The organism is Mycolicibacterium sp. XJ2546, assembly GCF_053483195.1.
In genome coordinates this window covers 14,832-39,196 of the sequence record NZ_JBEFRW010000019.1, presented here as the reverse complement: position 1 = coordinate 39,196, position 24,365 = coordinate 14,832, and the positions used below count along the sequence as shown (strand labels likewise).

General features: G+C 69.3%; 17 protein-coding genes. 16 read left to right on the top strand and 1 reads right to left on the bottom strand.

Annotation, left to right across the window (positions count from 1 at the left end; genetic code table 11):
* Positions 1 to 10: 10 nt before the first annotated feature.
* From ABQE44_RS22740 to ABQE44_RS22705, 8 genes are read left to right on the top strand one after another with little or no spacing between them, the layout of a single operon-like run.
* The gene (locus ABQE44_RS22740; protein ID WP_448394978.1) at positions 11 to 757 is read left to right on the top strand and encodes a thioesterase II family protein; all 747 of its coding nucleotides are present in this window, start codon (positions 11 to 13) and stop codon (positions 755 to 757) included.
* Positions 747 to 2,057 carry a beta-ketoacyl [acyl carrier protein] synthase domain-containing protein gene (locus tag ABQE44_RS22735; RefSeq protein WP_448432017.1) on the top strand — a complete coding sequence of 437 codons (1,311 nt, stop codon included), beginning with the start codon at positions 747 to 749 and terminating at the stop codon, positions 2,055 to 2,057. The genes ABQE44_RS22740 and ABQE44_RS22735 overlap by 11 nt, the downstream gene beginning before the upstream one ends.
* On the top strand, positions 2,057 to 5,002 hold the full coding sequence (mbtD, locus tag ABQE44_RS22730) for a mycobactin polyketide synthase MbtD (RefSeq protein WP_448432015.1): 2,946 nt from the start codon (positions 2,057 to 2,059) through the stop codon (positions 5,000 to 5,002). The genes ABQE44_RS22735 and mbtD overlap by 1 nt, the downstream gene beginning before the upstream one ends.
* Positions 4,995 to 10,091, top strand: coding sequence for a non-ribosomal peptide synthetase (locus ABQE44_RS22725; RefSeq protein ID WP_448432013.1), 5,097 nt, complete (start codon positions 4,995 to 4,997; stop codon positions 10,089 to 10,091). Before mbtD ends, ABQE44_RS22725 begins: the two co-directional genes overlap by 8 nt.
* Positions 10,088 to 14,419 (top strand): non-ribosomal peptide synthetase, encoded by a 4,332-nt coding sequence (locus ABQE44_RS22720; RefSeq protein WP_448394982.1) that lies wholly within the window; start codon positions 10,088 to 10,090, stop codon positions 14,417 to 14,419. The genes ABQE44_RS22725 and ABQE44_RS22720 overlap by 4 nt, the downstream gene beginning before the upstream one ends.
* On the top strand, positions 14,419 to 15,732 hold the full coding sequence (gene mbtG / locus ABQE44_RS22715; protein ID WP_448394983.1) for an NADPH-dependent L-lysine N(6)-monooxygenase MbtG: 1,314 nt from the start codon (positions 14,419 to 14,421) through the stop codon (positions 15,730 to 15,732). Before ABQE44_RS22720 ends, mbtG begins: the two co-directional genes overlap by 1 nt.
* Positions 15,710 to 15,925 (top strand): MbtH family protein, encoded by a 216-nt coding sequence (locus ABQE44_RS22710; protein WP_448394984.1) that lies wholly within the window; start codon positions 15,710 to 15,712, stop codon positions 15,923 to 15,925. The genes mbtG and ABQE44_RS22710 overlap by 23 nt, the downstream gene beginning before the upstream one ends.
* 18 nt (positions 15,926 to 15,943) lie before the next feature.
* Complete coding sequence (locus tag ABQE44_RS22705; RefSeq protein ID WP_448394985.1) at positions 15,944 to 16,588, top strand: DUF998 domain-containing protein; 645 nt, start codon at positions 15,944 to 15,946, stop codon at positions 16,586 to 16,588.
* Here the strand turns inward: ABQE44_RS22705 and ABQE44_RS22700 are convergent.
* A complete protein-coding gene (locus ABQE44_RS22700) occupies positions 16,571 to 16,885 on the bottom strand; it encodes a type II toxin-antitoxin system VapB family antitoxin (protein WP_448395016.1) in 315 nt (104 codons plus the stop codon). The genes ABQE44_RS22705 and ABQE44_RS22700 overlap by 18 nt on opposite strands.
* A 146-nt stretch (positions 16,886 to 17,031) precedes the next feature.
* On the opposite strand from ABQE44_RS22700, the gene hrcA reads away from it, so the two are divergent.
* The 8 genes from hrcA (at position 17,032) to era (ending at position 24,364) form a co-directional block, all read left to right on the top strand.
* Positions 17,032 to 18,063 carry a heat-inducible transcriptional repressor HrcA gene (gene hrcA / locus ABQE44_RS22695; RefSeq protein ID WP_448394986.1) on the top strand — a complete coding sequence of 344 codons (1,032 nt, stop codon included), beginning with the start codon at positions 17,032 to 17,034 and terminating at the stop codon, positions 18,061 to 18,063.
* 39 nt (positions 18,064 to 18,102) lie between these two features.
* Positions 18,103 to 19,251: a molecular chaperone DnaJ gene (dnaJ, locus tag ABQE44_RS22690; RefSeq protein WP_448394987.1), complete on the top strand. Its 1,149-nt coding sequence runs from the start codon at positions 18,103 to 18,105 to the stop codon at positions 19,249 to 19,251.
* An 84-nt stretch (positions 19,252 to 19,335) separates the two neighbouring features.
* Positions 19,336 to 20,076, top strand: a complete 741-nt coding sequence (locus ABQE44_RS22685; RefSeq protein WP_448394988.1) for a 16S rRNA (uracil(1498)-N(3))-methyltransferase — start codon at positions 19,336 to 19,338, stop codon at positions 20,074 to 20,076.
* Between the two features lie 105 nt (positions 20,077 to 20,181).
* Positions 20,182 to 21,222 carry a PhoH family protein gene (locus ABQE44_RS22680; protein WP_448394989.1) on the top strand — a complete coding sequence of 347 codons (1,041 nt, stop codon included), beginning with the start codon at positions 20,182 to 20,184 and terminating at the stop codon, positions 21,220 to 21,222.
* 6 nt (positions 21,223 to 21,228) lie between these two features.
* Positions 21,229 to 21,765, top strand: a complete 537-nt coding sequence (ybeY, locus tag ABQE44_RS22675) for an rRNA maturation RNase YbeY (protein ID WP_448394990.1) — start codon at positions 21,229 to 21,231, stop codon at positions 21,763 to 21,765.
* Positions 21,762 to 23,054: a hemolysin family protein gene (locus ABQE44_RS22670; RefSeq protein ID WP_448394991.1), complete on the top strand. Its 1,293-nt coding sequence runs from the start codon at positions 21,762 to 21,764 to the stop codon at positions 23,052 to 23,054. The genes ybeY and ABQE44_RS22670 overlap by 4 nt, the downstream gene beginning before the upstream one ends.
* Positions 23,047 to 23,364 carry a cytidine deaminase-like protein gene (locus ABQE44_RS22665; RefSeq protein ID WP_448394992.1) on the top strand — a complete coding sequence of 106 codons (318 nt, stop codon included), beginning with the start codon at positions 23,047 to 23,049 and terminating at the stop codon, positions 23,362 to 23,364. The genes ABQE44_RS22670 and ABQE44_RS22665 overlap by 8 nt, the downstream gene beginning before the upstream one ends.
* An 85-nt stretch (positions 23,365 to 23,449) precedes the next feature.
* On the top strand, positions 23,450 to 24,364 hold the full coding sequence (gene era, locus ABQE44_RS22660; RefSeq protein WP_448394993.1) for a GTPase Era: 915 nt from the start codon (positions 23,450 to 23,452) through the stop codon (positions 24,362 to 24,364).
* Position 24,365: the final 1 nt, after the last annotated feature.

Below are 24,365 nucleotides of genomic sequence, written 5' to 3'. Positions count from 1 at the left end.
CAGCGCGCCGATGATCGATGAACAGCGCCAACGGACTTTCGCGCCCTGGATCAAACGCTCGCCCGGCCAGCGCGCCGACGGCGCGACGGTGGTCTTCCCGCACGCCGGCGGTGCCGCGGCGGCCTACCGCGGGTTCGCGTCGGCGTTGGCCGCCCACGGCACCGACGCCTTCGTCCTGCAGTACCCGCAACGCGCCGACCGGCTGTCGCATCCGGCCCCCGACACCGTCGAACAGTTGGCCGCAGACCTGTTCGCCGCAGGCGACTGGACGCGACTCGGGCCGCTGCGACTGTTCGGCCACTGCATGGGCGCGATCATCGCGTTCGAGTTCGCCCGTGTCGCCGAAGCCCACGGTGTCGACGTCGACCAGCTGTGGGTGTCGGCCAGCCAGGCGCCGCACACGGTGGTCACCTCACCGCGGTTGCCGACCGCCGCCGCCGAGGTGGTCGCCAACATGGTCGACCTCGGCGGCACCGATCCGCGGCTCCTTGACGACGACGAGTTCATCGAACTGCTCGTCCGCGCCGTGCGCGCCGACTACCAGGCGTTCAACCGATACGCGTGCGGGCCCGACCGCAAGATCCGCGCCGACATTCACCTGCTCGGCGGACACGACGACCACCGGGTGAGCCAGGACATGTTGCGCCGCTGGGAAATCCACACCGAGCAAGCTGTCACGCTCACGCTGTTCGACGGCGGCCACTTTTACCTCGACAAGCACATTGACACGGTGGCGGAGCTGGTCAATGACAGCTAACGACCCTGTCGTCATCGTCGGTATGGCGCTCGAGGCCCCCGGCGGAGTCGAAACCGCCGACCAGTACTGGGCGTTGCTCGCCGAACAACGCGAAGCGCTGAGCCCGTTTCCCCGCGACCGCGGCTGGGCGGTCCGCAACGTACTCGACGGGTCACGGCGCGACGGGTTCAAGCCGATTCAGGATCTGGGCGGATTCCTCACCGCCGCCGCCACCTTCGACCCCGAGTTCTTCTCCATCTCACCACGTGAGGCCGTCGCGATGGACCCGCAGCAGCGGGTCGCGCTGCGGGTGGCCTGGCGCGCACTGGAGAACACCGGCATCAACCCCGACGACCTCACCGGCGCCGACGTCGGCTGCTACGTCGGCGCATCGACGATGGGGTACGGACCCGACCTGGCCGAGTTCACCGACCTCACAGGCCATCTCATGGCCGGCACCGCGCTGGGGCCGGTCTCGGGCCGGATCGCCTACACGCTCGGGCTCGCCGGGCCCGCACTGACCATCGACACCTCGTGTTCGTCGGCGCTGGCCGCGATCCACGTGGCCAGCCAGGCCCTGCGCTCCGGCGACTGCGATATGGCGCTGGCAGGCGGTGTCTGCGTGATGGGCTCACCGGGCTTCTTCGTCGAGTTCTCCAAGCAGCACGCGCTTTCCGACGACGGCCACTGCCGCCCCTACAGCGCACACGCCTCGGGAACCGTGTGGGCCGAGGGGGCGGCGATCTTCGTCCTACAACGCCGCGCCGACGCGCTGCGCGACGGACGCCGGGTGCTGGCCGAGTTGCGCGCCACCTGCCTGAACCAGGACGGCCGATCGGTCGGCCTGACCGCCCCGAGCGGAGCGGCCCAAGCCCGGCTGTTCCAGCGTGCCATCGACCAGAGCGCCGTGTGTCCGGAAGACATCGGGATGATCGAAGGCCACGGCACCGCAACCCGTCTCGGCGACCGCACCGAGCTGATCTCGCTGGCGCAGACCTACGGCGCCACCGCACCCGGCCGCGGCGCGCTGTTGGGCTCGGTGAAGTCGAACATCGGCCACACCCAGGCGGCCGCCGGCGGGTTAGGTCTGGCCAAGGTGCTGGTCGCCGCCGCGCACGCCGCCGTGCCGGCCACCCTGCACAGCGACGACGCCAGCCGCGAAATCGACTGGGACAGCCAGGGTTTGCGGCTGGCCACCAAGCTAACCCCCTGGCCGACGGTCAACGGTCACCGGCTGGCCGCGGTGAGCGCCTTCGGCATGAGCGGCACCAACGCGCACGTGATCGTCTCGATCCCCGAGCGCGGAAACGAGGCGGCCTGATGCAATGTCGCAGGCTCCCCGACGGGCGGGTGCCCGTGGTGCTCAGCGCGCACGCCGAAGAGTTGATCGCGGCCGACGCCGAGGCGGTGCTGCACTACCTGGACGGCGGCCCCGAGCTCGCTGCGGTCGCCGCCACCCTGCTGCGCACCCGCAGGCTGCGCAGACACCGCGCGGTGCTACGCGCGGCCGACATCGACGAGTTGGCCGACGGGCTGCGGGCGCTGAGCGCGGGTGCGGACCATCCGCTGGTGGCCCGGTCGTCGGAGATCTCCGCCGCCCGAACGGCGTTCGTTCTCCCCGGGCAAGGCAACCAATGGCCGACGATGGGCGCAGAGGCCTACCACCAGTCACCGGTGTACCGCGCGGAAGTCGACCGGTGTGCCGCGGCGTTCCTGGCCGCCCGGCAACCGTCGCCACTGCCGTACCTGATCGCCGACACCGACGGCGGCGCATGGTCACAGGTGCAGATCCAGGCGGCGCAGTTCACTCACGCGGCGGGGCTGGCCCAGGTGTGGCGTTCCTGCGGCATCGAACCCGCTATCGCGGTGGGACACAGCCTCGGCGAGATCGCAGCCGCCTACATCGCGGGCGCGATGACGCTCCCCGACGCCGCGGCCGCCGTGATCGCCAGGGCCGAGGTGGTCGATACGCTGTCGGGCGACTACCGCATGGCGGTGCTCGGCACCAGCGTCGAGGACGCCCAGCACCTCATCGCCACCGTCGACGGCTGGCTGGAGATCTCGGCAGTCAACTCCTTGTCCTCGGTGGTGGTTTCGGGGCACACTGCCGCCGTCGAGACGCTGGTGGTCGCGGCCACGCAACGGGGGTTGTTCGTGCGTACGCTCGACGTCAACTATCCCGGCCACACCAGTGCGCTCGAACCGCTGCGCGACGCCCTCACCGCGCTGCTGCCGCACGGCCAATTCGATTCTGGCGCCGCGGAGTTCATTGGTTCGGCCACCGCAGACATCGTGCCGGCCGGCACCGACTTCGTCGACTACTGGTACCGCAACCTGCGCAACACCGTTCGCTTCGACCGCGCCGCTGTCGCGGCTCACCAGCGCGGGGCGACCAGGTTCGTCGAACTGTCGGCGCATCCGTCGCTGCTGTTCGCGCTCGGCGACCTGTTCGCCGACGAGGACCCGCCGTTCATCGTCGGGTCGGGCCAGCGCGGTGCGCTGTTCGGTGACGCGATGGCGGCAGCCGTCATCTCCGCCGCCGTCGCCGACCCGGCCTTCCGCTGGGCCGACTTGGTCAACACCGATATCCCAGTGCAAACCGGCTTTCCGAACGCGCCGATGCGGTCTGTGCGGCTATGGGCGACGCCGCAACCGCTTGCCCCGATACCCGGGATCACCGTCGCGGACGAACAATGGGTCCCGAGGGCAACCGCACCCGCCGGTGACGCGGTGCGGCGTATCGCCGTGGTCGAGTTGGTGGGCCACACCGGGCATCTTGGCGACCGGCTGCGCGACGCGGTCCACCGTCATCCCGGCGCAGAGCCCGCCGCACCCGCCGATGCCGACGTGCTCGTCGCCGTCGCTCCCGTGCTTGACCACCCCGGCGCCGAACTGGCCGCACAGGAGATCGGCAACCTTGTCGACGCCGGGTTGCTCGACTACGTCGAGGCCGCCGGGTCAGGTTGTGCGACCGTGTGTTTGGTGACCGTCGGCGGCGAGCACGTTCGCCCCGACGAACCCGTGGGCCTGCCGGCCCAGAGCGCGCTGGCCGCGATGCACCGCAGCATCGGTCTCGAACACCCCGACCAGACGTTTCGGCGCATTGATCTGCCGTCCTGGGAGATTGACGACGCCACCGCCGCGGCCGCGGTCGATGCGGCGCTCGGCGACGGGCAGGACGCCGCGGTGCGCGACGGAACGACGTACGTGCGCACGGTGACGGAATCCGCGCAGGCCGCGGTCCCGTGGCCACTGGGCGACGGTGTGCTCGACGACGTGGTGATCACCGGTGGTAACGGAAACGTCGGCCTGCACTTCGCCCGTCATCTCGCCGAGCGCGGTGCCCGCCGGATCGTGCTGGTCAGCCGCAGCGGCATCGACGAGACCACCCGGGCCGGACTCGGCCCGTCCGGTGTCGAGATCGTCGATGCGCGATGCGATATCACCTCCGCTGAGCAGCTATCCGCCGCAGCCCAAGAGCACGCGGAAGCGGGTGCGACGCTGCTTATCCACGCGGCGGGTGCTGCCACGTTCGCCGAACGCACCGGCATCACCGGCGCCGCGTTCGCCGACACCGCGGCGGCCAAGGTCCACGGGCTGGCCCGGATGATGGCGAGTTGGCCGTTGCGTACCGGCGCACGAATCGTGCTGTGCTCGTCGATATCCGGCGTGTGGGGCGGCCGCGGCCACGGCGCCTATTCCGCGGCCAACCGGATGCTCGACGTGATGGCCGGCCAGCTCCGCGCCAAGGGCCAGCGCTGTGTGGCCGTGCGATACGGGCTGTGGCACGGTGATCCGCGACGCGGCAGCGGTATCGCCGGACTAGCCGGGGTGGGCCATATCGAACGCGCCGGACTGTTGCCGATGGCACCCGAGATGGCCGTCGCGGCAAGCCTGTGCGACTACGACGCCGATCCGCTGCTGATGGCCGCCGATCCCGAGCGGCTCCGGGTCTTCCTCGACAACAGCGCGGTCAGCGAATCACCCGGAGCGGCAGCCGAATTGGGTGCGAAAGCGGGTGTCGCCGACCGCGTGGTGGCCGCGCTGACCGCCGTGCTGAAGACCGAGACGATCGCCCCCGACATGTCGCTGCTGGACCTGGGCCTGGATTCACTTCTGGCGCTGGACCTGCGTAAGCGGCTGCTGCGCACGACCGATACGAAGGTGGCGCTGGCGACCCTGCTCGGCGGCATCACAGCCAGCGAACTCATCGACAGCCTGGACTCTCGGACAGGCACAGAGAAGGTGGAAACCACGCGTGACTGAGACAGTTGATATCCGCGACGACATCGACCAGCGCCGGCTGGAGTTGTTGCGGCGCAGGCTCGCCGAACGGGGTCTGCGGTCGACGAACCAGCAGACCGGCGCGGCCGGACTGTCCGACGGCCAGCGCCGCATGTGGTTCGTCCAGATGGCCGATCCCACCGGCGCGATCCTCAACATCTGCCTGTCCTACCGGCTCATCGGTGCGCTCGACGTGTCACGGCTGCACGACGCCGTCGACGCCGTCGCTGCCCGCCATCCGGTGCTGCGCAGCACCTTTTCCGCCGACAATGACGGCGAACCGCAGCTGACCGTGCACGATGAGCTGACACCGGGTTGGTCGGCGCACGACCTCTCCCAGCTTTCCGAGCACGCCCGCCGACTGCGCCTGGAGGTACTGGCGCAGCGCGAGTTCAACGCCCCGTTCGACCTGAGCACCGATGCGCCGTTGCGCATCACGGTGATCCGCACCGCCGCCGACGAACACATCATGCTGCTGGTCGCCCACCACATCGCGTGGGACGACGGCTGCTGGCCGGTGTTCTTCGCCGACCTGACCCGCGCCTACAGCGGCGAGCCGCTGCCCGCCCCCGCCGTCGTGCCCGCCGTGGACGACGAACCCAGCGCCGAAGACCTCGACTACTGGCGCGCGGTGATGGCCGATCCGCCCGAACCCCTCGAGCTGCCTGGACCCAACGGCTCGGCGGTCCCGATCAGTTGGCGCTCGCAGCGCAGCACGCTCACGCTGTCCCAACAGACCACCGAGCGGGTGGCCAAACTGGCCAAGGAATCCGGAGCCACGCCCTACATGGTGCTGTTGGCTGCTTTCGGTGTGCTGATGCACCGCTACACCCACGCCGACGACTTCCTGGTCGCCACGCCGGTGCTCAACAGGTCCGCCGAACTCGACGACGTCATCGGCTATTACGGCAACACCGTCGCGTTGCGGCTGCGCCCACAACCGCGCCAAAGTTTCGGCGACGTACTCGCGGCCGCGCGCGACGCCGCCGTCGGCGCGTTCGCACACCAACGCGCCAACCTCGACCGGGTGGTGCGGGAACTGAACCCCGACCGCCGCCACGGCGTGGAGCGGATGACCCGGGTGGCGTTCGGGGCTCGCGGCGCCGACGGTGCCGGCTTTACCCCGTCGGGCATCACCTGCGAACGTGCCGAGCTGCGTGGTCAGTTCACCCAACTGCCGCTGGCTTTCATGGTCGAGTTCGACGGTCGCCATGTGGTGGTGGAGGCCGAGTACCTGACCGAGGTGCTTGACGCGACGCTGGCCCGCCAGCTGCTGGACCACTACGCCGTGCTGCTCGATGACGCGTTGACCAACGCCGGGAAGCCGATCAGCGAGCTGACGCTGATGGGTCCCGGGGACATGGCATGGCTGCGTGACGTGTCGGCAGGAGACGAATTCCACACCCCGGCAAAGACGTTGACCGAGCTGGTGGAGGCGCAGGTCGAGCGCACCCCCGACGCGGTGGCCGTCGTCTACGAGGGCCGTCAGTACACCTACCGCGAGATCAACGAATCGGCCAACCAGATGGCGCACTGGCTGATCGAGAAGGGCATCGGCGCCGAGGACCGCGTCGCGGTGCTCCTGGACCGGTCACCGGAGCTGGTGATCACCGCGCTCGGGGTGCTCAAGGCGGGCACGATCTACCTGCCCGTCGACCCGACCTACCCAGATGATCGGCTCACGTTCATCCTGTCGGACTCCGACCCGAAACTCGTGCTGCGCGAACCGATCACCGAGCTCGACGGATACCGCACCGACAACCCGGCCGACACCGACCGGGTGCGCGCACTGAACCCGCAGAGCACCGCCTACCTGATCTACACGTCGGGTTCGACCGGCCTGCCCAAGGGCGTGCCGGTGCCGCACCGCCCGGTCGCCGAGTACTTCGTGTGGTTCGCCGACGAGTACGAGATCGACCATCGCGAACGGCTGCTGCAGGTGGCCTCACCGAGCTTCGACGTGTCGATGGGCGAGATCTTCGGCATGCTGGCATGCGGTGGGCGGCTGGTGATCCCGCGTCCCGACGGTCTGCGCGATATCGGTTATCTCACCGACCTGCTGCACAACGAAGGCATCACCTCGATGCACTTCGTGCCGTCGCTGCTGGGGCTGTTCCTGTCGCTGCCGGGCGTCAACCAGTGGCGCACCTTGCAGCGGGTGCCGATCGGCGGTGAGGCGCTGCCCGGTGAACTCGCCGACAAGTTCCACGCCACGTTCGACGCGTTGCTACACAACTTTTACGGCCCCACCGAGACGGTCATCAACGCCAGCCGTTACAAAGTGGAAGGCGCCCAGGGCACCCGCGTCGTGCCGATCGGCACCCCCAAGATCAACACGCAGATCCATCTGCTCGACGCCGCGCTGCAGCCGGTGCCCGTCGGCGTCATCGGTGAGATCTACATCGGTGGAACCCATGTCGCGCTTGGCTACCACGACCGTCCGGCGCTGACGGCCGAGCGGTTCGTCGCAGACCCGTTCACACCCGGCGGCCGGCTGTACCGGTCCGGCGACCTGGCGCGCCGCAACGCCGACGGTGACATCGAGTTCGTCGGACGCGCCGACGAACAGGTCAAGATCCGTGGCTTTCGCATCGAACTCGGCGAAGTGGCCGCCGCGATTTCGGTGGACCCCAGCGTCGGTCAGGCAGTGGTGCTGGCCTGCGATCTGCCGGGGCTGGGCCGAAGCCTGGTCGGCTATCTGACCGCCAACTCCGACGCCGAGGTGGTCGACGTCGATCGCATCCGCAACCGGGTGGCCGCCGCGCTGCCCGAGTACATGACACCGGCGGCATACGTTGTGGTCGACGAGATCCCGATCACCGCCCACGGCAAGATCGACCGGGCCGCGCTGCCCGAACCGGATATGGGCGCGCTGGCCGGTCCCGGCGCCGAGTACCGTGAACCCGCCGGCGAAACCGAGCGACGCGTCGCGCACCTGTTCGCCGAACTGCTCGGCCGTGAGCGGGTGGGCGCCGACGACTCCTTCTTCGACCTGGGCGGGCACTCGTTACTGGCCACCAAACTCGTTGCGGCCGTGCGCTCTCAGTTCAACGTCGACATCGGTGTCCGCGAGGTGTTCGAGCTCGGCACCGTCGCCGCGTTGGCCGAGCGGATCGACGCGGCGACATCGGCGGGCTCCGCGCGCCCGCCGCTGGTCGCGATCCCGCACGACGGCCCGCTGCAGCTGTCGGCGTCACAGCTGCGGATGTGGTTCCAGTACCGCATCGACGGACCCAACCCCGTCAACAACATCCCGTTCGCCGCCCGCATCAGCGGTCCCTGCGACGCCGACGCGTTCGTGGCGGCGGTGCGCGACGTTGTCGCCCGCCACGAGGTGCTGCGCACCACCTACCGCGAGATCGACGGTGTGCCTCACCAGATCGTCACCGACCCCGGTGAGGTGGCGGTGCGCCGCGCGCAAGGCGCCGACGACGCCTGGCTGCAAACCGCACTCGACCACGAGCGGCGCCAGATCTTCGACCTCGAACGCGACCTACCGGTGCGCGCGGCCGTGTTGTCGACGCCCGACACCCACGTGGTGTCGCTGGTGGTGCATCACATCGCCTCCGACCACTGGTCTGCGATGGTGTTGTTCACCGACCTGTTGAGCGCCTACCGGTCCCGCCGGGCCGGCCAGGCGCCGAAGTTCGCGCCGCTGCCGGTGCAGTACGCGGATTACGCGGCGTGGCAGGCGAGCCTGCTCGCCGACACCGATGGTCCGGCGGCGGCGCAGAAAGAGTATTGGTGCGCCCAGCTCGCCGACCTGCCGCAGGATCCCGGTCTGGCACCGGATTTCCCGCGCCCGCCGGTGCTCAGCGGCCAGGGTGATGCCGTCGAGTTCCACATCGACGCCGCGACCCGCGCGAAGTTCACCACGCTGAGCCAGGACCTCGGCGTCACCGAGTTCATGCTGTTGCAGTCGGCGGTGGCCGTGGCGTTGTACAAAGCCGGTGAGCGACCGGATGTTCCGCTGGGCACTCCGGTCGCCGGGCGCACCGAGGCTGAACTGGATCAGCTGATCGGGTTCTTCATCAACATCGTGGTGCTGCGAAACGATCTGCGCGGCAACCCCACGCTGCGCGAAGTGCTGCGCCGCTCCCGCGATACCGCGTTGGAAGCCTACGCGCACCAGGATCTTCCGTTCGATCAGGTGGTAGACGCGGTGCGTCCGACCCGGTCACTGTCGCGTAACCCGCTGTTCGGTGTCGTCGTGCACGTGCGGGACGGGCTGCCCGTCGCCCAACCCATCGAGTCGACTGCCGACGGCGACACCACGTTCACCGCGCTGGAGCCACCGTTTGACGTCGCGCACGCCGATCTGTCGGTCAACTTCTTCGCCGTCGACGACGGCTACCGCGGCCACGTCATCTACCGCACCGACCTGTACCGTCGCGAAACCGCGCAACGGCTGGTGGGCTGGTTGGGCCGTGTGCTGGCCGCGTTCGCCGACGATCCCGACCAGCGGGTGCGCGACGTGCAGATCGCTGACCGTGCCGAGCTGAGCCAAGTCCACCAGTTCAGCGCGGCGGCACAAGTGAGCATCCTCGACGACTGGCGTGACCCGGTGGCGATCGGGGTCGTCGGCGACGTCTACGACCACGTCACCGAAGGAAACGGCACGCAGCTTCAGGCCCGCGGCCGGCGGGGCCGGTGGGTCGAGGACGGTTCCGTGCAGATCGTCGACGAACCCGAGGTGCGGGTGCCGTCGGCCCCCGCCCGGCCCGACGAACCGGCGCGCACCGACACCGAGCGGGCGCTGGCCACGATCCTGGCCGAGGTGCTCGGCGTTGCCGAGGTCAACCGCACCGACGGCTTCTTCGAACTGGGCGGCGACTCGATCCTGGCCGTGCAGGTCGCCGCCCGCGCCCGCGACACCGGGTTGGCGCTGACCGCGCGAATGGTCTTCGAGCACCCCACCGTTTCCGAACTGGCCGCCAAGGTCGACGAGGCCGCCGGCACCCCCCAGGCCGTTGGCACCCATCACGAGCCAATGTCGGCCTCCGGGCTGTCGCCGGACGAACTGGCGGCCGTGACGTCGATATGGGCGGCGTCGCGCGACGGTGCTTCGTGACGACGACGAACGCCGAGGCGGCCATTGAAGATGTGATGGCGCTCAGCCCGCTGCAACAGGGGCTGTTCTCGATGGCGAAGCTCAGCGCCGACGACGATCCGTACGTGATGGCGATGGCCGCCGACATCAGCGGCACGCTGGACACCGCGCTGCTGCGCGACTGCGCGGCGGCGATGCTGGGCCGCCACCCCAACCTGCGAGCCAGTTTCCTGCAGGTCAATTCGAGTAAGCCGGTGCAGGTGGTGCCCAGCCGCGTCGACGTGCCGTGGCGGCAGATCACCGCCACCGCCGACGCCCTCGACGCTCTCGACGCCGACGAACGGCGCCGCCCGTTCGACCTCGAGCGCGGACCGGCCATCCGGTTCCTGCTCATCGAATTGCCCGACGCGCGTTGGCGTCTGGTCATCGTCGCCCATCACATCATCATCGACGGCTGGTCGCTGCCGTTGTTCGTTGGTGAACTGATCACGTTGTACCGCGCCGGCGGCGACCCCGCCGCGCTGCCGCCACCCCCGCGGCCGTACCGCGACTACATCGGCTGGCTCGCGGTCCGCGACCAGGACGCCAGCCGGGCGCTGTGGCGCGAACACCTCGGCGGTCTCGACGGCCCGACGCTGTTGACGCCCGCGCTGGCCGCAGCTGAGCCGCCCGCCGGAGCGCCCCGGCGCACCGAGCTCAAGCTGGATAGCGAGGCCACGGCCACCCTTGCCGACGCCGCGCGCAGCCGCCGTGTCACGGTGAATACTTTGGTCCAAATGGCCTGGGCCACACTGCTGTCCGCGTTCACCGACCGTAGCGACGTGGTGTTCGGGGTGACGGTGTCGGGCCGACCCGGCGAGCTCACCGGTGTGGAGACGATGGTCGGCCTTTTCATCAACACCGTGCCGCTGCGCGTGCGGCTCGACCCGGTGGCGTCGGTCGGTGCGCAATGCGTCGCGTTGCAGCGCGAAGCCGCTGCGCTGCGCGATCACAGCTACGTGCCGCACGCGGAACTGCGCGCGCTGGGCGGCATCGGCGAGATGTTCGACAGTCTGCTGGTCTACGAGAACTTTCCGCCGGGCGGGCTGTTCGGTGGTGGCGACTTCACCGCCAACGGCGCCACCTTCCGTCCCGCTGCGCTGGAAAGCCTGTCCCATTTCCCAGTGACCATCGCCGCGCACATGCTCGACAACCAGCTCACGGTGCTGGTCGAGGCGATCGACGGTGCGCTGGGCCCGATGAGCGCCGAATCGCTGGGACAGCGGCTGCTGACCACCGTGCAACGCCTGGTCACCCACTGGGACAGCCCGCTGCGCGACGTCGGCGTGCTGCTCGACGGTGAGGACCAGCGGTCAGCCCAGACCGTCGACATACCAACACAACTCGGCGTGCACACCACCTTCGCCGAGGTCGCTCGCAGCCGGCCCGCATCACCCGCGCTGAGCTGGTCCGGCGGCGAATACACCTACCGCGAACTCGACGCGGCGGCCGACCGGCTGGCCGCCGCGCTGGCCCGGCGCAACGTGGGCGCCGAACACCCGGTCGCGATCAACCTGTCCCGCGGTCCGCAGTATGTGGTCGCGATGCTCGCCGTGTTGAAGGCCGGCGCCGTGATCGTTCCGCTGGACCCGTCGATGCCCGCCGACCGCATCGCCGACATTCTGCAGCAGTGCAGCGCGACGGTGGTCGTCGACGACGCGCTGATCGCCGCAGCGGCCGACGAACCCGCCAGCGACTTCGCGCCCGCGGCCGTGCACCCCGGGCAGGCCGCCTACGTCGTGTTCACCTCGGGTACCACCGGCACGCCCAAGGGAGTGGTCGGCACCCATCAAGCCGTGCTGGCCTATGCCGGCGACCACATCCGAAACATGCTGCAGCCGACCGCAACCCGGCTGAACCGCCAGCTGCGGGTGGCACACGCCTGGTCGTTCACCTTCGATGCCGCCTGGCAACCGCTGGCCGCGCTGCTCGACGGGCACGCCGTGCACATCGTCGACGACGACGTGCAACGCGACGCCGAGGCGCTGGTGCAGACGATCGGGCAGTACGGCATCGACATGATCGACACCACACCGTCGATGTTCGCCCAACTGCACGCCGCGGGGCTGCTCACCACCGTGCCGCTCGCCGTGCTGGCGCTGGGCGGGGAGGCCGTCGGAATCCCGGCGTGGTACCTGATCCGCCACGAATGCGCGCGCACGAAGATGGCGGCCTACAACTGTTACGGCCCGACCGAAACCACCGTGGAGGCGGTCGTCGCCACCATCGCCGATCACGAGCAGCCCACGATCGGGCGGCCCACCGCGCCCAGCCGCGCCTACGTGCTGGACTCCTGGCTGCGTCAGGTGCCCGAGGGCGTACCGGGTGAGCTGTACCTGTCCGGCGCCCAACTGACCCGCGGATACCTCGGCAGGCCGGGGGAGACCGCAAGCCGGTTCGTCGCCGACCCGTTCGTGCCCGGCCAGCGCGTGTACCGCACCGGCGATGTCGTGCGCCGCCAGGCCGACGGCGCGCTGCAGTTCCTCGGCCGCTCCGACGCCCAGGTCAAGATCCGCGGTTTCCGCGTGGAGCCCAGCGAGATCGCCGCGGTGCTGAACAGCCACCCGGCCGTGCGCACCGCCCATGTCGCGGTGCGCCAACAGCGCCGGGGGCCGCGGTTGGTCGCCTACGTCGCCGCCGAACCCGCACCCGCGGTTGCCGAGCTGCGCGACCTGGTGGCAAAACGGTTGCCCCGCTACATGGTTCCGCACAGCATCGCCGTCGTCGACCAGCTGCCGCTGACGGCACACGGCAAGGTCGACGACGCCGCGCTGGCCGCCATCACCGTGGACGACGGCCCGTCGGCCGCACCCGAAACCGAAACGGAAACCGCGCTCGTCGAGCTGCTCGCCAAGCTGTTGGACGGCGCCGAAATCGACGTCGCCGCCGACTTTCTGACGCTGGGGCTGGACAGCATCGTGGCCCTATCGGTGGTGCAGGCCGCGCGGCGGCGCGGAATTGCGTTGCGGGCCCGGCTGATGCTCGAATGCGCCAACATCCGCGAACTCGCCGCGGCCATCGACAACGAGTCGGCCGGCGTCGAGCACGACGACGACAACGACACCGGGCCGATCCCCGCGCTGCCCAACGCGCACTGGCTCTACGAATACGGCGATCCGCGCAGGCTGGCGCAGACCGAGGCGATCTGGCTGCCCGACACCGTCACCGGCGAACAACTGCGCGCGATGCTGCGCGCCGTCATCGACGGGCACGAGGCGCTGCGCTGCCGACTCGACGTCGACACGATGACGCTGAACGCCCATGAACCGGGCGAGATCCTGACCGAGGTGTCGGTCGACGGCGACCTGACCGAGGCGGTCGCCCGCCATACCGAGGAATCCGTGCAACGCCTTGATCCGCAACTCGGTTCGATGCTGCGCGCGGTGTGGCTGCGACAACCCGACGGTCCCGGCGTGCTGGTGCTCACCGCCCACGTCCTCGCGCTGGATCCGGCGTCGTGGCGGATCGTGCTGGGTGAGCTCGACGCCGGATGCCACGCCGTCTCCGCAGGTAAGGCGCCGGCGCCGAACCGCGAACACACCACCTTGCGCTGGTGGTCGCGCCTGCTCGCCGAACGCGCGAAAGGGCTGCAGACATCCGACTTCTGGGCCGCCCAACTCGACGGTGACGACCCGGCTCTCGGCACGCGCCGGGTGCGCCCGCAGACCGACCGGGTCGGTGACGTCGTCGTCACCGTCTCGGTCGCCGGCGCCGACGTCAGCGCTCGACTGTTGTCGTCGGGCGTGCCGACGCCGCACCTGCTGGCCGACGCCGCCGCCAGAACCGTCACTCGTTGGCGACGGCACCGTGGACAGCACACGTCACCGCCGCTGCTGGCGCTGGAGACCCACGGCCGTGCCGACGGCATCATCGCCGGCGCGGACACCTCCGACACCGTCGGGCTGCTCACCGCGATCTATCCGCTGCGGGTGCAGTCGGCGCGGGACCTGACCGCGATACCGGGCGACGGCATCGACTACGGTCTGCTGCGATATCTACGCCCGGACACCGCGCAACGGCTGCGCGGCTACCGCGAACCACAGCTGCTGCTGAACTTCCTGGGCCGCATCCACGTCGGGCTCGACGGCGGTGTGGTCAGGCTGGATCGCGAGCTGTTGGAAGGTGTGTCCCCGTTGCCGGAACCGGATCTCGCGGTGCGCCATGAGCTCACGATCGTGGCGGCGGTGCTCGGCGAAAGCGATGCCCCGGTGTTGGCCACGCAGTGGCGCACGTTGCCCGACATCCTGTCGGCCGACGACGTCGCGACCCTTCAGTCGATGTGGCAGGAAAGTCTAGGAGAGGTGGTGTGATGACCCCGACATTGGCGGTCGTCGGTGCGGGAGCCAAGGCGGTCGCAGTCGCCGCCAAGGCCGCCGTACTGCGCGACATGGGTGTCGCGGTACCCGACGTCGTCGCCGTGGAACGCACGGGGGTGGCGGCCAACTGGCAGGCCGACGGCGGCTGGACCGACGGTCAGCACCGGCTGGGCACCGGACCCGAGAAGGACGTCGGCTTTCCGTACCGGTCGTCGTTAATACCGCGGCGCAACGCCGAACTCGACGAGCGGATGACCCGGCACAGCTGGCAGTCCTACCTCATCAGCACCGGCCAGTTCGCCGAATGGGTGGACCGCGGCAGGCCCGCCCCCACCCACAAGAAGTGGAGCCAGTACCTGCGCTGGGTCGCCGACAACATCGCGATGAACGTGGTCTTCGGTGAGGTGCAGCAGATCTCGGTCGACGACGGCACCGACGGGCGGAGGTGGGCGCTGCGCACCGCCGAGCAGACCGTGCACGGCGACGCCCTGATGATCACCGGACCGGGCCAGCCCGAGCGGTCGATCCTGCCCGGCAACCCGCGGGTGCTGTCGATCGCCCAGTTCTGGCACCGCGCCGCCCAGTGCGAGCTGATCAGCGCCGAGCGCGTCGCGGTGATCGGCGGCGGTGAAACCGCGGCGTCGATGCTCAACGAGCTGTTCCGGCACCGGGTTTCGACGATCACGGTGATCTCACCGCAGGTCACGTTGTTCACCAGGGGCGAGGGCTACTTCGAGAACAGCCTGTTCTCCGACCCCACCGGCTGGACCAGCCTGACGATGGCCGAACGCCGCGACGCGATGATCCGTACCGACCGCGGGGTGTTCTCCGCGCGGGTGCAGGAGGCGCTGCTGTCCGACGACCGGATTCGGCATCTGCGGGGCAGGGTCGCACACGCCGTGGCCCGCGACGGACGAATCCGGTTGACGCTCAACACCAATCAGGGCGGCGAGAACCTGGAGACAGTGCACGGTTTCGATCTGGTGATCGACGGCTCGGGTGCCGACGCGGCGTGGTTCGTACCGCTGCTGAGCCAGGACGCGCTGGACCTGCTCGAACTCGGCCTCGGCGGGCCGCTGACCACCGACGCGCTGGCCGAGTCCATCGGCCACGACCTCGCGGTCACCAACGCCACCCCGAAGCTGTTTCTGCCCGGCCTGTCCGGGCTGACCCAGGGTCCCGGTTTCCCCAACCTGTCGTGCCTGGGGCTGCTGTCTGACCGAATCCTCGGCGCCAAGTTCGCCGCAGCCGACGCGCGTGCCGACCGATCAGCGAGGAGCAGCGATGAGCACCAACCCATTCGATGACGACGACGCCACGTTCGTCGTGCTCGTCAACGACGAGGACCAGCACAGCCTGTGGCCCGCGTTCGCCGACGTGCCCGCCGGATGGCGCCTCGTCTTCGGCGAGGGCACCCGTGCCGACTGTTTGGCCTACGTCGAGCAGAACTGGACCGACATCCGCCCGCGCAGCCTGCAGGCAGCGACCAACGCGGGGTAGCTGCTCTAGGTTGGTGCGGTGGCAATTGCGACGCGGCGCACGACGGTTGGGGTAGGCGCGGCGTGTTGGATGGCCGCGGCGCTGGGCTACGTCGTGCTGGAGGCGCTGGCCGCCGCGGCGCTGCCCGGCTACAGCTACACCGAGCACTACATCAGCTCGCTGGGTGTGCCGGCGTGGTCGCCGCGCGCGCACCTGATGAACGCGGCCTTCTACCTGCAGGGTGTGCTGTTCCTGCTCGGCGCGGTGCTGGTCGCCAGGGCGGTGCGGGGCCGCATGAGCGCGGTGTTCGTCGTGCTGGTGGCGCTCAACGCCGCCGGTAACTTCCTGGTCGGGGTGGTGCACGGCGGCTCCCCGCTGTGGACGAACGGCTACGAGTGGCTGCACGTGCTGGGCGCGGTCCTGGCGATCCTCGGCGGAAACGCTGCGGCGCTGGCCGGTTCGGCGGTGGTGGCGCGCGCCATTACGGCTCGGTGGTACCGGCCGGTCGGGCTGCTGATCGGGACCGCGGGGATGGTGATCTTCGCGATGCTGCAGAACTACAACGACTGGGCGGTCGACTACGCGCCGGTCGGGCTTGTCGAACGCGCCTGCGTGTACACGATCCTGCTCTGGCAGCTGCTCAGCGCCCTGGTGCTGTGGATGCGGTCAGATCTGTTGCGCTAACGGCATGTCCATGTCGAACACCCGCGCATGCAGCACGGTGCGGTTGCGCAGCGCCGCCCGCACCGCCCGGTGCAGCCCGTCCTCCAGATAGACGACGCCCCTCCAACGCACCGCGTGCGGAAACAGGTCGCCGTAGAACGTCGAGTCCTCCGACAACAACCGGTCCAGGGCCAGCACGGTCGTCGTCGTCACCAACTCATCGAGCCGGATCTGCCGCGGCGGAATCTTGGCCCACTGCCGATGGGACAGCCCGTGGTCGGGGTACGGGCGGCCCTCGCGCACCCCTCTGAAGATCACCGCCGTGCCGTCCTGCGCGTGCACGCTTTGGGCCACCGCTTCACGCTGCGAAGGTTATCGCACGGCAGCGGTTGGCCATGCCTGCTGCGCCGGCGGCTATCACCGCTGCTGATGACCGTAAACTGGAGGCCGATTGGAGGTGAACCATGGGGAGTGCCGACGAGCGTCGGTTCGAGGTGCTGCGCGCCATCGTCGCTGACTTCGTGGCCACCAAGGAGCCGATCGGATCCAAAGCCCTCGTCGAGCGGCACAACCTCGGGGTGTCCAGCGCGACGGTCCGCAACGACATGGCCGTCCTGGAGGCCGAGGGCTACATCGCCCAGCCGCACACCAGCTCGGGCCGGGTGCCCACCGAGAAGGGCTACCGCGAGTTCGTCGACCGGATCAACGAGGTCAAGCCGCTGTCGTCGGCTGAACGACGCGCGATCCTGTCGTTCCTGGAGTCCGGTGTCGACCTCGACGACGTGCTGCGCCGCGCCGTGCGGCTGCTGGCGCAGCTCACCCGGCAGGTGGCCGTCGTGCAGTATCCGACGTTGACGACGTCGACCGTGCGCCGTCTGGAGGTCGTGCCGCTGACCCCGGCGCGGATACTGCTGGTGGTGATCACCGACTCCGGCCGCATCGACCAGCGCATCGTCGAGCTCGGCGACACCATCGACGACCACGAGCTGGTTCAGCTGCGCGACCGGCTGGGCCAGACCCTGGAGGGTAAACCGTTCGGCGCCGCATCGGCCGCCGTCGCGGAGCTGGCGGCGCAGCTCGACGGCACCGGGGGCCTGTCCGACGCGATCGGGCGGGCCGCCACCGTACTGGTGGAAACCCTCGTCGAACACCGCGACGAGCGGCTGGTGCTTGGCGGCACCGCCAACCTGACCCGCAACACCGCCGACTTCGGCGGTTCGCTGCGCTCGGTGCTTGAGGCGCTCGAGGAACAGGTCGTGGTGCTGCGGCTGCTGGCCGCGCAGCAAGAGGCGGGCAAGGTGACCGTGCGCATCGGCCACGAAACCGAGGCTGAGGAGATGTCGGGCACCTCCGTGGTGAGCACCGCCTACGGTAGTGCGGGCAAGGTGTACGGCGGCATGGGAGTGTTGGGACCCACCCGGATGGACTATCCGGGAACTATCGCTAATGTCGCTGCGGTTGCTCTCTATATCGGTGAAGTCCTAGGCAGCCGATAGTTTCGGCACCAACAGAGGCATAGAACAGGCAGGTCAGGCGTGGCACGCGACTACTACGGGCTGCTCGGGGTGAGCAGAGGCGCGAGTGACTCAGAGATCAAACGCGCCTATCGGAAGCTGGCTCGTGAACTGCATCCCGACGTCAACCCCGACGAAGAGGCCCAGACGCGGTTCAAAGAGATCAGCGTCGCCTACGAGGTTCTGAACGATCCGGAGAAACGCCGCATCGTCGATCTCGGCGGCGATCCGCTGGAATCCGCGGGCGCCGCGGGCAACGGCTTCGCCGGGTTCGGCGGGCTGGGCGATGTGTTCGAGGCGTTCTTCGGCGGCGGGCAGGCCACCCGCGGCCCGGTGGGCCGGGTGCGGCCGGGCTCGGACTCGCTGCTGCGGATGCGGCTGGACCTGACCGAATGCGCCACCGGCGTGACCAAGCAGGTCACCGTCGACACCGCGGTGCTGTGCGACCTGTGCCACGGCAAGGGCACCCACGGCAACTCCAGCCCCGCCACCTGCGACACCTGCGGTGGCCGCGGCGAGATCCAGACCGTGCAGCGCTCGCTGCTCGGGCAGGTGATGACGTCGCGGCCGTGCCCGGTGTGCGGCGGGATCGGTGAGGTGATCCCCGACCCCTGCCACCGTTGCGGCGGCGACGGCCGGGTGCGCGCGCGGCGCGAGATCAGCGTCAAGATCCCCGCCGGTGTCGGCGACGGGATGCGGGTGCGGTTGGCCGCCCAGGGCGAGGTCGGCCCCGGCGGCGGGCCGGCCGGTGACCTCTATGTCGAGGTGCACGAGAAGCCGCATGACATTTTCGTCCGCGACAACGACGACCTGCACTGCACGATCTCGGTGCCGATGGTCGACGCCGCGCTGGGCACCACCGTCACCGTCGACGCGATTCTGGACGGCCCGACCGAGATCACCATCCCGGCGGGCACCCAGCCCGGTCAGGTGACGACGCTTCGCGGCCGCGGCATGCCGCATCTGCGGTCCGGGGTGCGCGGCGATCTGCACGCCCACATCGAGGTCGTCGTGCCGTCGCGGCTGGACCACGAGGACATCGAGTTGCTGCGCAAGCTGAAGGAACACCGCGCCAAGGACACCGCCGAGGTGCGCTCCACCAACGGCGCCGCGGGCTCGTCCGGCGGCGGGCTGTTCTCCCGGCTGCGCGAGACGTTCAGCGGCCGCTGACGCGGTTGTGGACCGCGAAATCCACACCAGCGTGGTGATTTCGGCTTCCCAGCGACCCTGGCGCAGGACTCGGCGAAAAAGCGTATGACCGACGCGCTGTTCTACGTCGATACGCTGCCCGGCGTCGGTGAGCTCGCAGTCGTCGACGGTGACGAGGGCTTCCACGCCGCCAACGTGCGCCGCATCCGCGTCGGCGAGCACCTCCACCTCGGCGACGGCGCCGGCGAGGTGGCGCAGTGCGTCGTCGAGGAGACAGCCAAGGGCAGGCTGACCGCGCGAGTGCTGGACCGCCGGTTCGTGCCCCCGCCCGCGCCGACGGTCACCGTCGTGCAGGCGATACCGAAGTCCGACCGCGCGGAGCTGGCCGTCGAACTGGCCACCGAAGCCGGAGCCGACGCGTTCGTGGCCTGGCAGGCGGTGCGGTGCGTCGCGAGATGGGACGGCGCAGCCAAGATCGACAAGGGGCTGCGGCGCTGGGCCGCGGTGGCCCGATCGGCGGCGCGGCAGTCGCGACGCCCCCACATCCCGCAGGTCAGCGGCGTGGTGTCGACGGCCGAGCTGGTCGAGCGGTTCGCCGCCGGCGACGCCGTCGTGCTGGTCCTGCACGAATCGGCCACCCAGCCGCTCACCGACGTGCCGGTCGCCGACGCCGAAGCGGTGTACCTGGTGGTCGGGCCGGAAGGCGGGCTCACCGACGACGAGGTCGCCGCGCTGGTCGGCGCGGGTGCGACAGCGGTGCGCATGGGCCCGACGGTGCTTCGGACGTCGACGGCCGCGGCGGTCGCACTGGGGGCGCTGGGCGTGCTGACGCCGCGGTGGCGGTGAGCCGGCGTCTGGGCTAATCATTGGGAAGCGTCACCGCCCGGCGGTAAACTGGGTGTTCTTGACAAACCAGCAGGCCAGGACACAGAAAGCAGGCACTGAACCCTCTTGACGCCCCGCGAGACGACCGCTGACTCGTCGCAGGCTGAGTCGGTACGCAGCACGATCAATGTTCCGCCCGACCTCGTCGTGGGCCTCCTGGGTTCCGCCGACGAGAACCTGCGCGCGCTCGAGCGCGTCCTGGCGGCCGATATCCATGTGCGCGGCAACGCGCTGACCCTGTCCGGCGAACCCGCCGACGTCGCGCTGGCCGAACGCGTGGTGTCCGAGTTGATGGCGATCGTGGGCCGCGGGCAGTCGCTGACCCCCGAGGTCGTACGGCACAGCGTGAGCATGCTCACCGGCGCGGGCAACGAGTCGCCGGCTGAAGTGTTGACCCTCGACATTCTGTCGCGGCGCGGCAAGACGATCCGGCCCAAGACGCTGAACCAGAAACGCTACGTCGACGCCATCGATGCGCACACCATCGTGTTCGGTATCGGCCCGGCAGGCACAGGTAAGACGTATCTGGCAATGGCCAAGGCAGTCAACGCATTACAGACCAAACAGGTCAATAGGATCATCCTGACCCGGCCTGCCGTCGAGGCGGGGGAGCGGCTCGGCTTCCTGCCCGGCACGCTAAGCGAGAAGATCGACCCCTACCTGCGCCCGCTCTACGACGCGCTGCACGACATGATGGATCCCGAGCTGATCCCAAAGCTGATGAGCGCCGGGGTAATTGAGGTGGCTCCGCTGGGATATATGCGGGGCAGAACGATCTCAGATGCGTTCATCATCCTCGACGAGGCGCAGAACACCACGGCCGAACAGATGAAGATGTTTCTGACCCGGCTTGGGTTCAATTCGAAGATCGTCGTGACGGGTGATATCACGCAGGTAGACCTGCCCGGCGGTTCCAGCTCGGGGTTGCGCGCCGCGATGCAGATACTCGACGGGATCGACGATATCCACTTCGCCGAGCTCACCAGCGCCGACGTGGTGCGACACCGGCTGGTCTCCGAAATCGTCGACGCATACGCACGACACGAGGAGCCCACGCAGCTGAACCGGGCCCAGCGGCGCGCCTCGGGGAACAGGTCACGACGGTAGCCCGATATGAGCATTGAGGTGTCCAACGAGTCGGGCATCGACGTCTCCGAAGACGAACTGATCAGCATCGCCCGGTTCGTCATTCGCAAGATGAACGTGCACCCGGCGGCCGAACTGTCGATGGTGCTGCTCGACACCGCGGCGATGGCCGACCTGCACATGCGGTGGATGGACCTGCCCGGACCCACCGATGTGATGAGCTTTCCGATGGACGAGCTTGAACCGGGCGGTCGGCCGGATGCGCCCGAGCCGGGGCCGGCGTTGCTCGGCGACATAGCGCTGTGTCCGCAGTTCGCCGCCGAACAGGCCGTCGCGGCCGGGCATTCGCTGGGCCAGGAACTCGCCCTGTTGACCGTGCACGGTGTGCTGCACCTCCTTGGGTACGACCACGCTGAACCCGATGAGGAAAAGGAGATGTTCACCCTGCAGCGCGAACTGCTCGAAGAGTGGGTGGCCGATCAGGTCGAGTCCTATCACCAGCATCGCCAGTCCGAGAAGGAACGCAGGCTGCTGGACAACTCCCGATACTTCGACGAACCGTGAGCACCACCGCGCAGCTGATCGCCGCGATCGTGCTGGTCGGTCTCGGTGGGCTGTTCGCGGCCATCGACGCCGCGCTGAGCACCGTGTCGCCGGCTCGCGTCGAGGAGCTGCAGCGCGAGGAACGCCCCGGCGCGGTCCGGCTGGCCAAGGTGATGGCCGAACGGCCCCGCTACATCAACCTCATCGTGCTGCTGCGCATCGCCTGCGAGGTGGGCGCGACGGTGCTGCTGGCGGCGTACCTCGACGGCCACCTCGGTGTGACCTGGGGGCTGTTCGTCGCCGCGGCGATCATGGTGGTGGTCAGCTTCGTGGTCATCGGCGTCGGCCCGCGCACCATAGGGCGACAGCACGCGTACACGATCGCGTTGCTGGCTGCCCTTCCGCTACAAGCGCTTTCGTTGCTGTTGACCCCGATCAGCAGGCTGCTGGTGCTGATCGGTAACGCGCTCACGCCTGGCCGCGGCTTCCGCAACGGGCCGTTCGCTTCCGAGATCGAACTGCGCGAGGTCGTCGACCTGGCTCAGCAGCGCGGCGTGGTGGCCGACGACGAGCGCCGGATGATCCAGTCGGTGTTCGAACTCGGTGACACCCCGGCGCGCGAGGTGATGGTGCCGCGTACCGAGATGGTGTGGATCGAGGCGGACAAGTCCGCGGGCCAAGCCACGTCGCTGGCGGTGCGCAGCGGGCACTCCCGGATCCCGGTGATCGGCGAGAACGTCGATGATGTCGTCGGGGTGGTGTACCTCAAAGACCTTGTCCAGCGCACCTATTACGCCACCGACGGGGGACGCAGCACCAAGGTGTCGGAGGTGATGCGGTCCGCGGTGTTCGTCCCGGACTCCAAACCGCTCGACGAGTTGCTGCGGGAGATGCAGCGCGACCGCAACCACATGTGCCTGCTGGTCGACGAGTACGGCGCCATCGCCGGGCTGGTCACCATCGAGGATGTGCTCGAGGAGATCGTCGGCGAGATCGTCGACGAATACGACGCAGGTGAAACCGTTCCGGTGCAAGACCTGGGCGACAAGCGGTATCGCGTGTCGGCGCGGCTGTCGATCGAAGATCTCGGCGAGCTCTACGACATCGACTTCGACGAAGACCTCGACGTCGACACGGTCGGCGGGCTGGTGGCGCTGGAGTTGGGCCGCGTTCCGCTGCCCGGCGCCGAGGTGACGTGGGACGGGCTACGGCTGCGCGCCGAGGGTGGACCGGACCATCGCGGCCGCGTGCGTATCGGTACCGTCCTGGTCAGCCGGACGGAACCGGCCGCAGAGGAGAGCAATGACTGATCTCGACCCCGAGGACGCCAAGCTGGTGACGCTGGCCCGCGGCGCGATGGGCCGCGCCGAAGCGACCAGCGGCGCTGCGGTGCGCGACGCCGACGGCCGCACCTACGCCGGGGCACCCGTCGCGCTGGACGCGCTGCAGCTTACCGCCCTGCAGGCCGCCGTCGCCGCCGCCGTGTCCAGCGGCGCCACCGGGCTGGAAGCCGCGGTGCTGGTCGGCGGAAGCGCCGACGACGCCGGCGTGGCCGCCGTGCGCGAATTGTCGGCCGACGCAACCGTTCTCGTCACCGACTGGTCCGGTAAGTCCGCATGACGGCACCGTTGGTGTTGACTCTGCGCGCAGGGCGGCCTTTTCCGCCACAACCGCGCCGGGACCGCAGAGTCAACGGGAGCAAGGGGTGAGCTCCGAATTCCGTTCCGGCTTCGTCTGTTTCGTCGGGCGGCCGAACACCGGCAAGTCGACGCTGACCAACGCGCTGGTCGGCGCCAAGGTCGCGATCACGTCGAACCGGCCGCAGACCACCCGGCACACGATCCGCGGCATCGTGCACCGCGACGACTTTCAGATCATCCTGGTCGACACCCCCGGGCTGCACCGGCCGCGCACCCTGCTCGGGCAGCGGCTCAACGATCTGGTGAAGGAGACCTACTCCCAGGTCGACGTCATCGGGCTGTGCATCCCCGCCGACGAGAAGATCGGGCCGGGGGACCGGTGGATCTGCGAGCAGATCCGCGCTGTCGCACCCAACACCACGCTGATGGCGATCGTGACCAAGATCGACAAGGTGGCCAAGGACCGGGTGGCCGCGCAGTTGGTCGAGGTCAGCGAGCTGGTGGGCCCCGACGCCGAGATCGTGCCGGTCTCGGCGACCACCGGAGAGAACCTCGACGTGCTGACCGGCGTGCTTGCGGCCCAGCTGCCGCCGGGTCCGGCGTTCTATCCCGACGGCGAACTCACCGACGAGCCCGAGGAAACGCTGATGGCCGAGCTGATCCGCGAGGCCGCACTCGAAGGTGTGCGCGATGAGCTGCCGCACTCGCTGGCCGTCGTCATCGAGGAGGTCAGCCCCCGCGAAGGCCGCACGCCAGAACAAGGGGACCTTATCGACGTGCGCGCGAACCTGTTCGTCGAACGGGACAGCCAGAAGGGCATCGTCATCGGCAAGGGCGGTGCGCGGCTGCGCGAGGTCGGCACCGCCGCGCGCACGGCGATCGAGAAACTGCTCGGCACCAAGGTGTTCCTGGACCTGCGGGTCAAGGTCGCCAAAAACTGGCAGCGCGACCCCAAACAGCTGGGCCGGTTGGGCTTTTAGC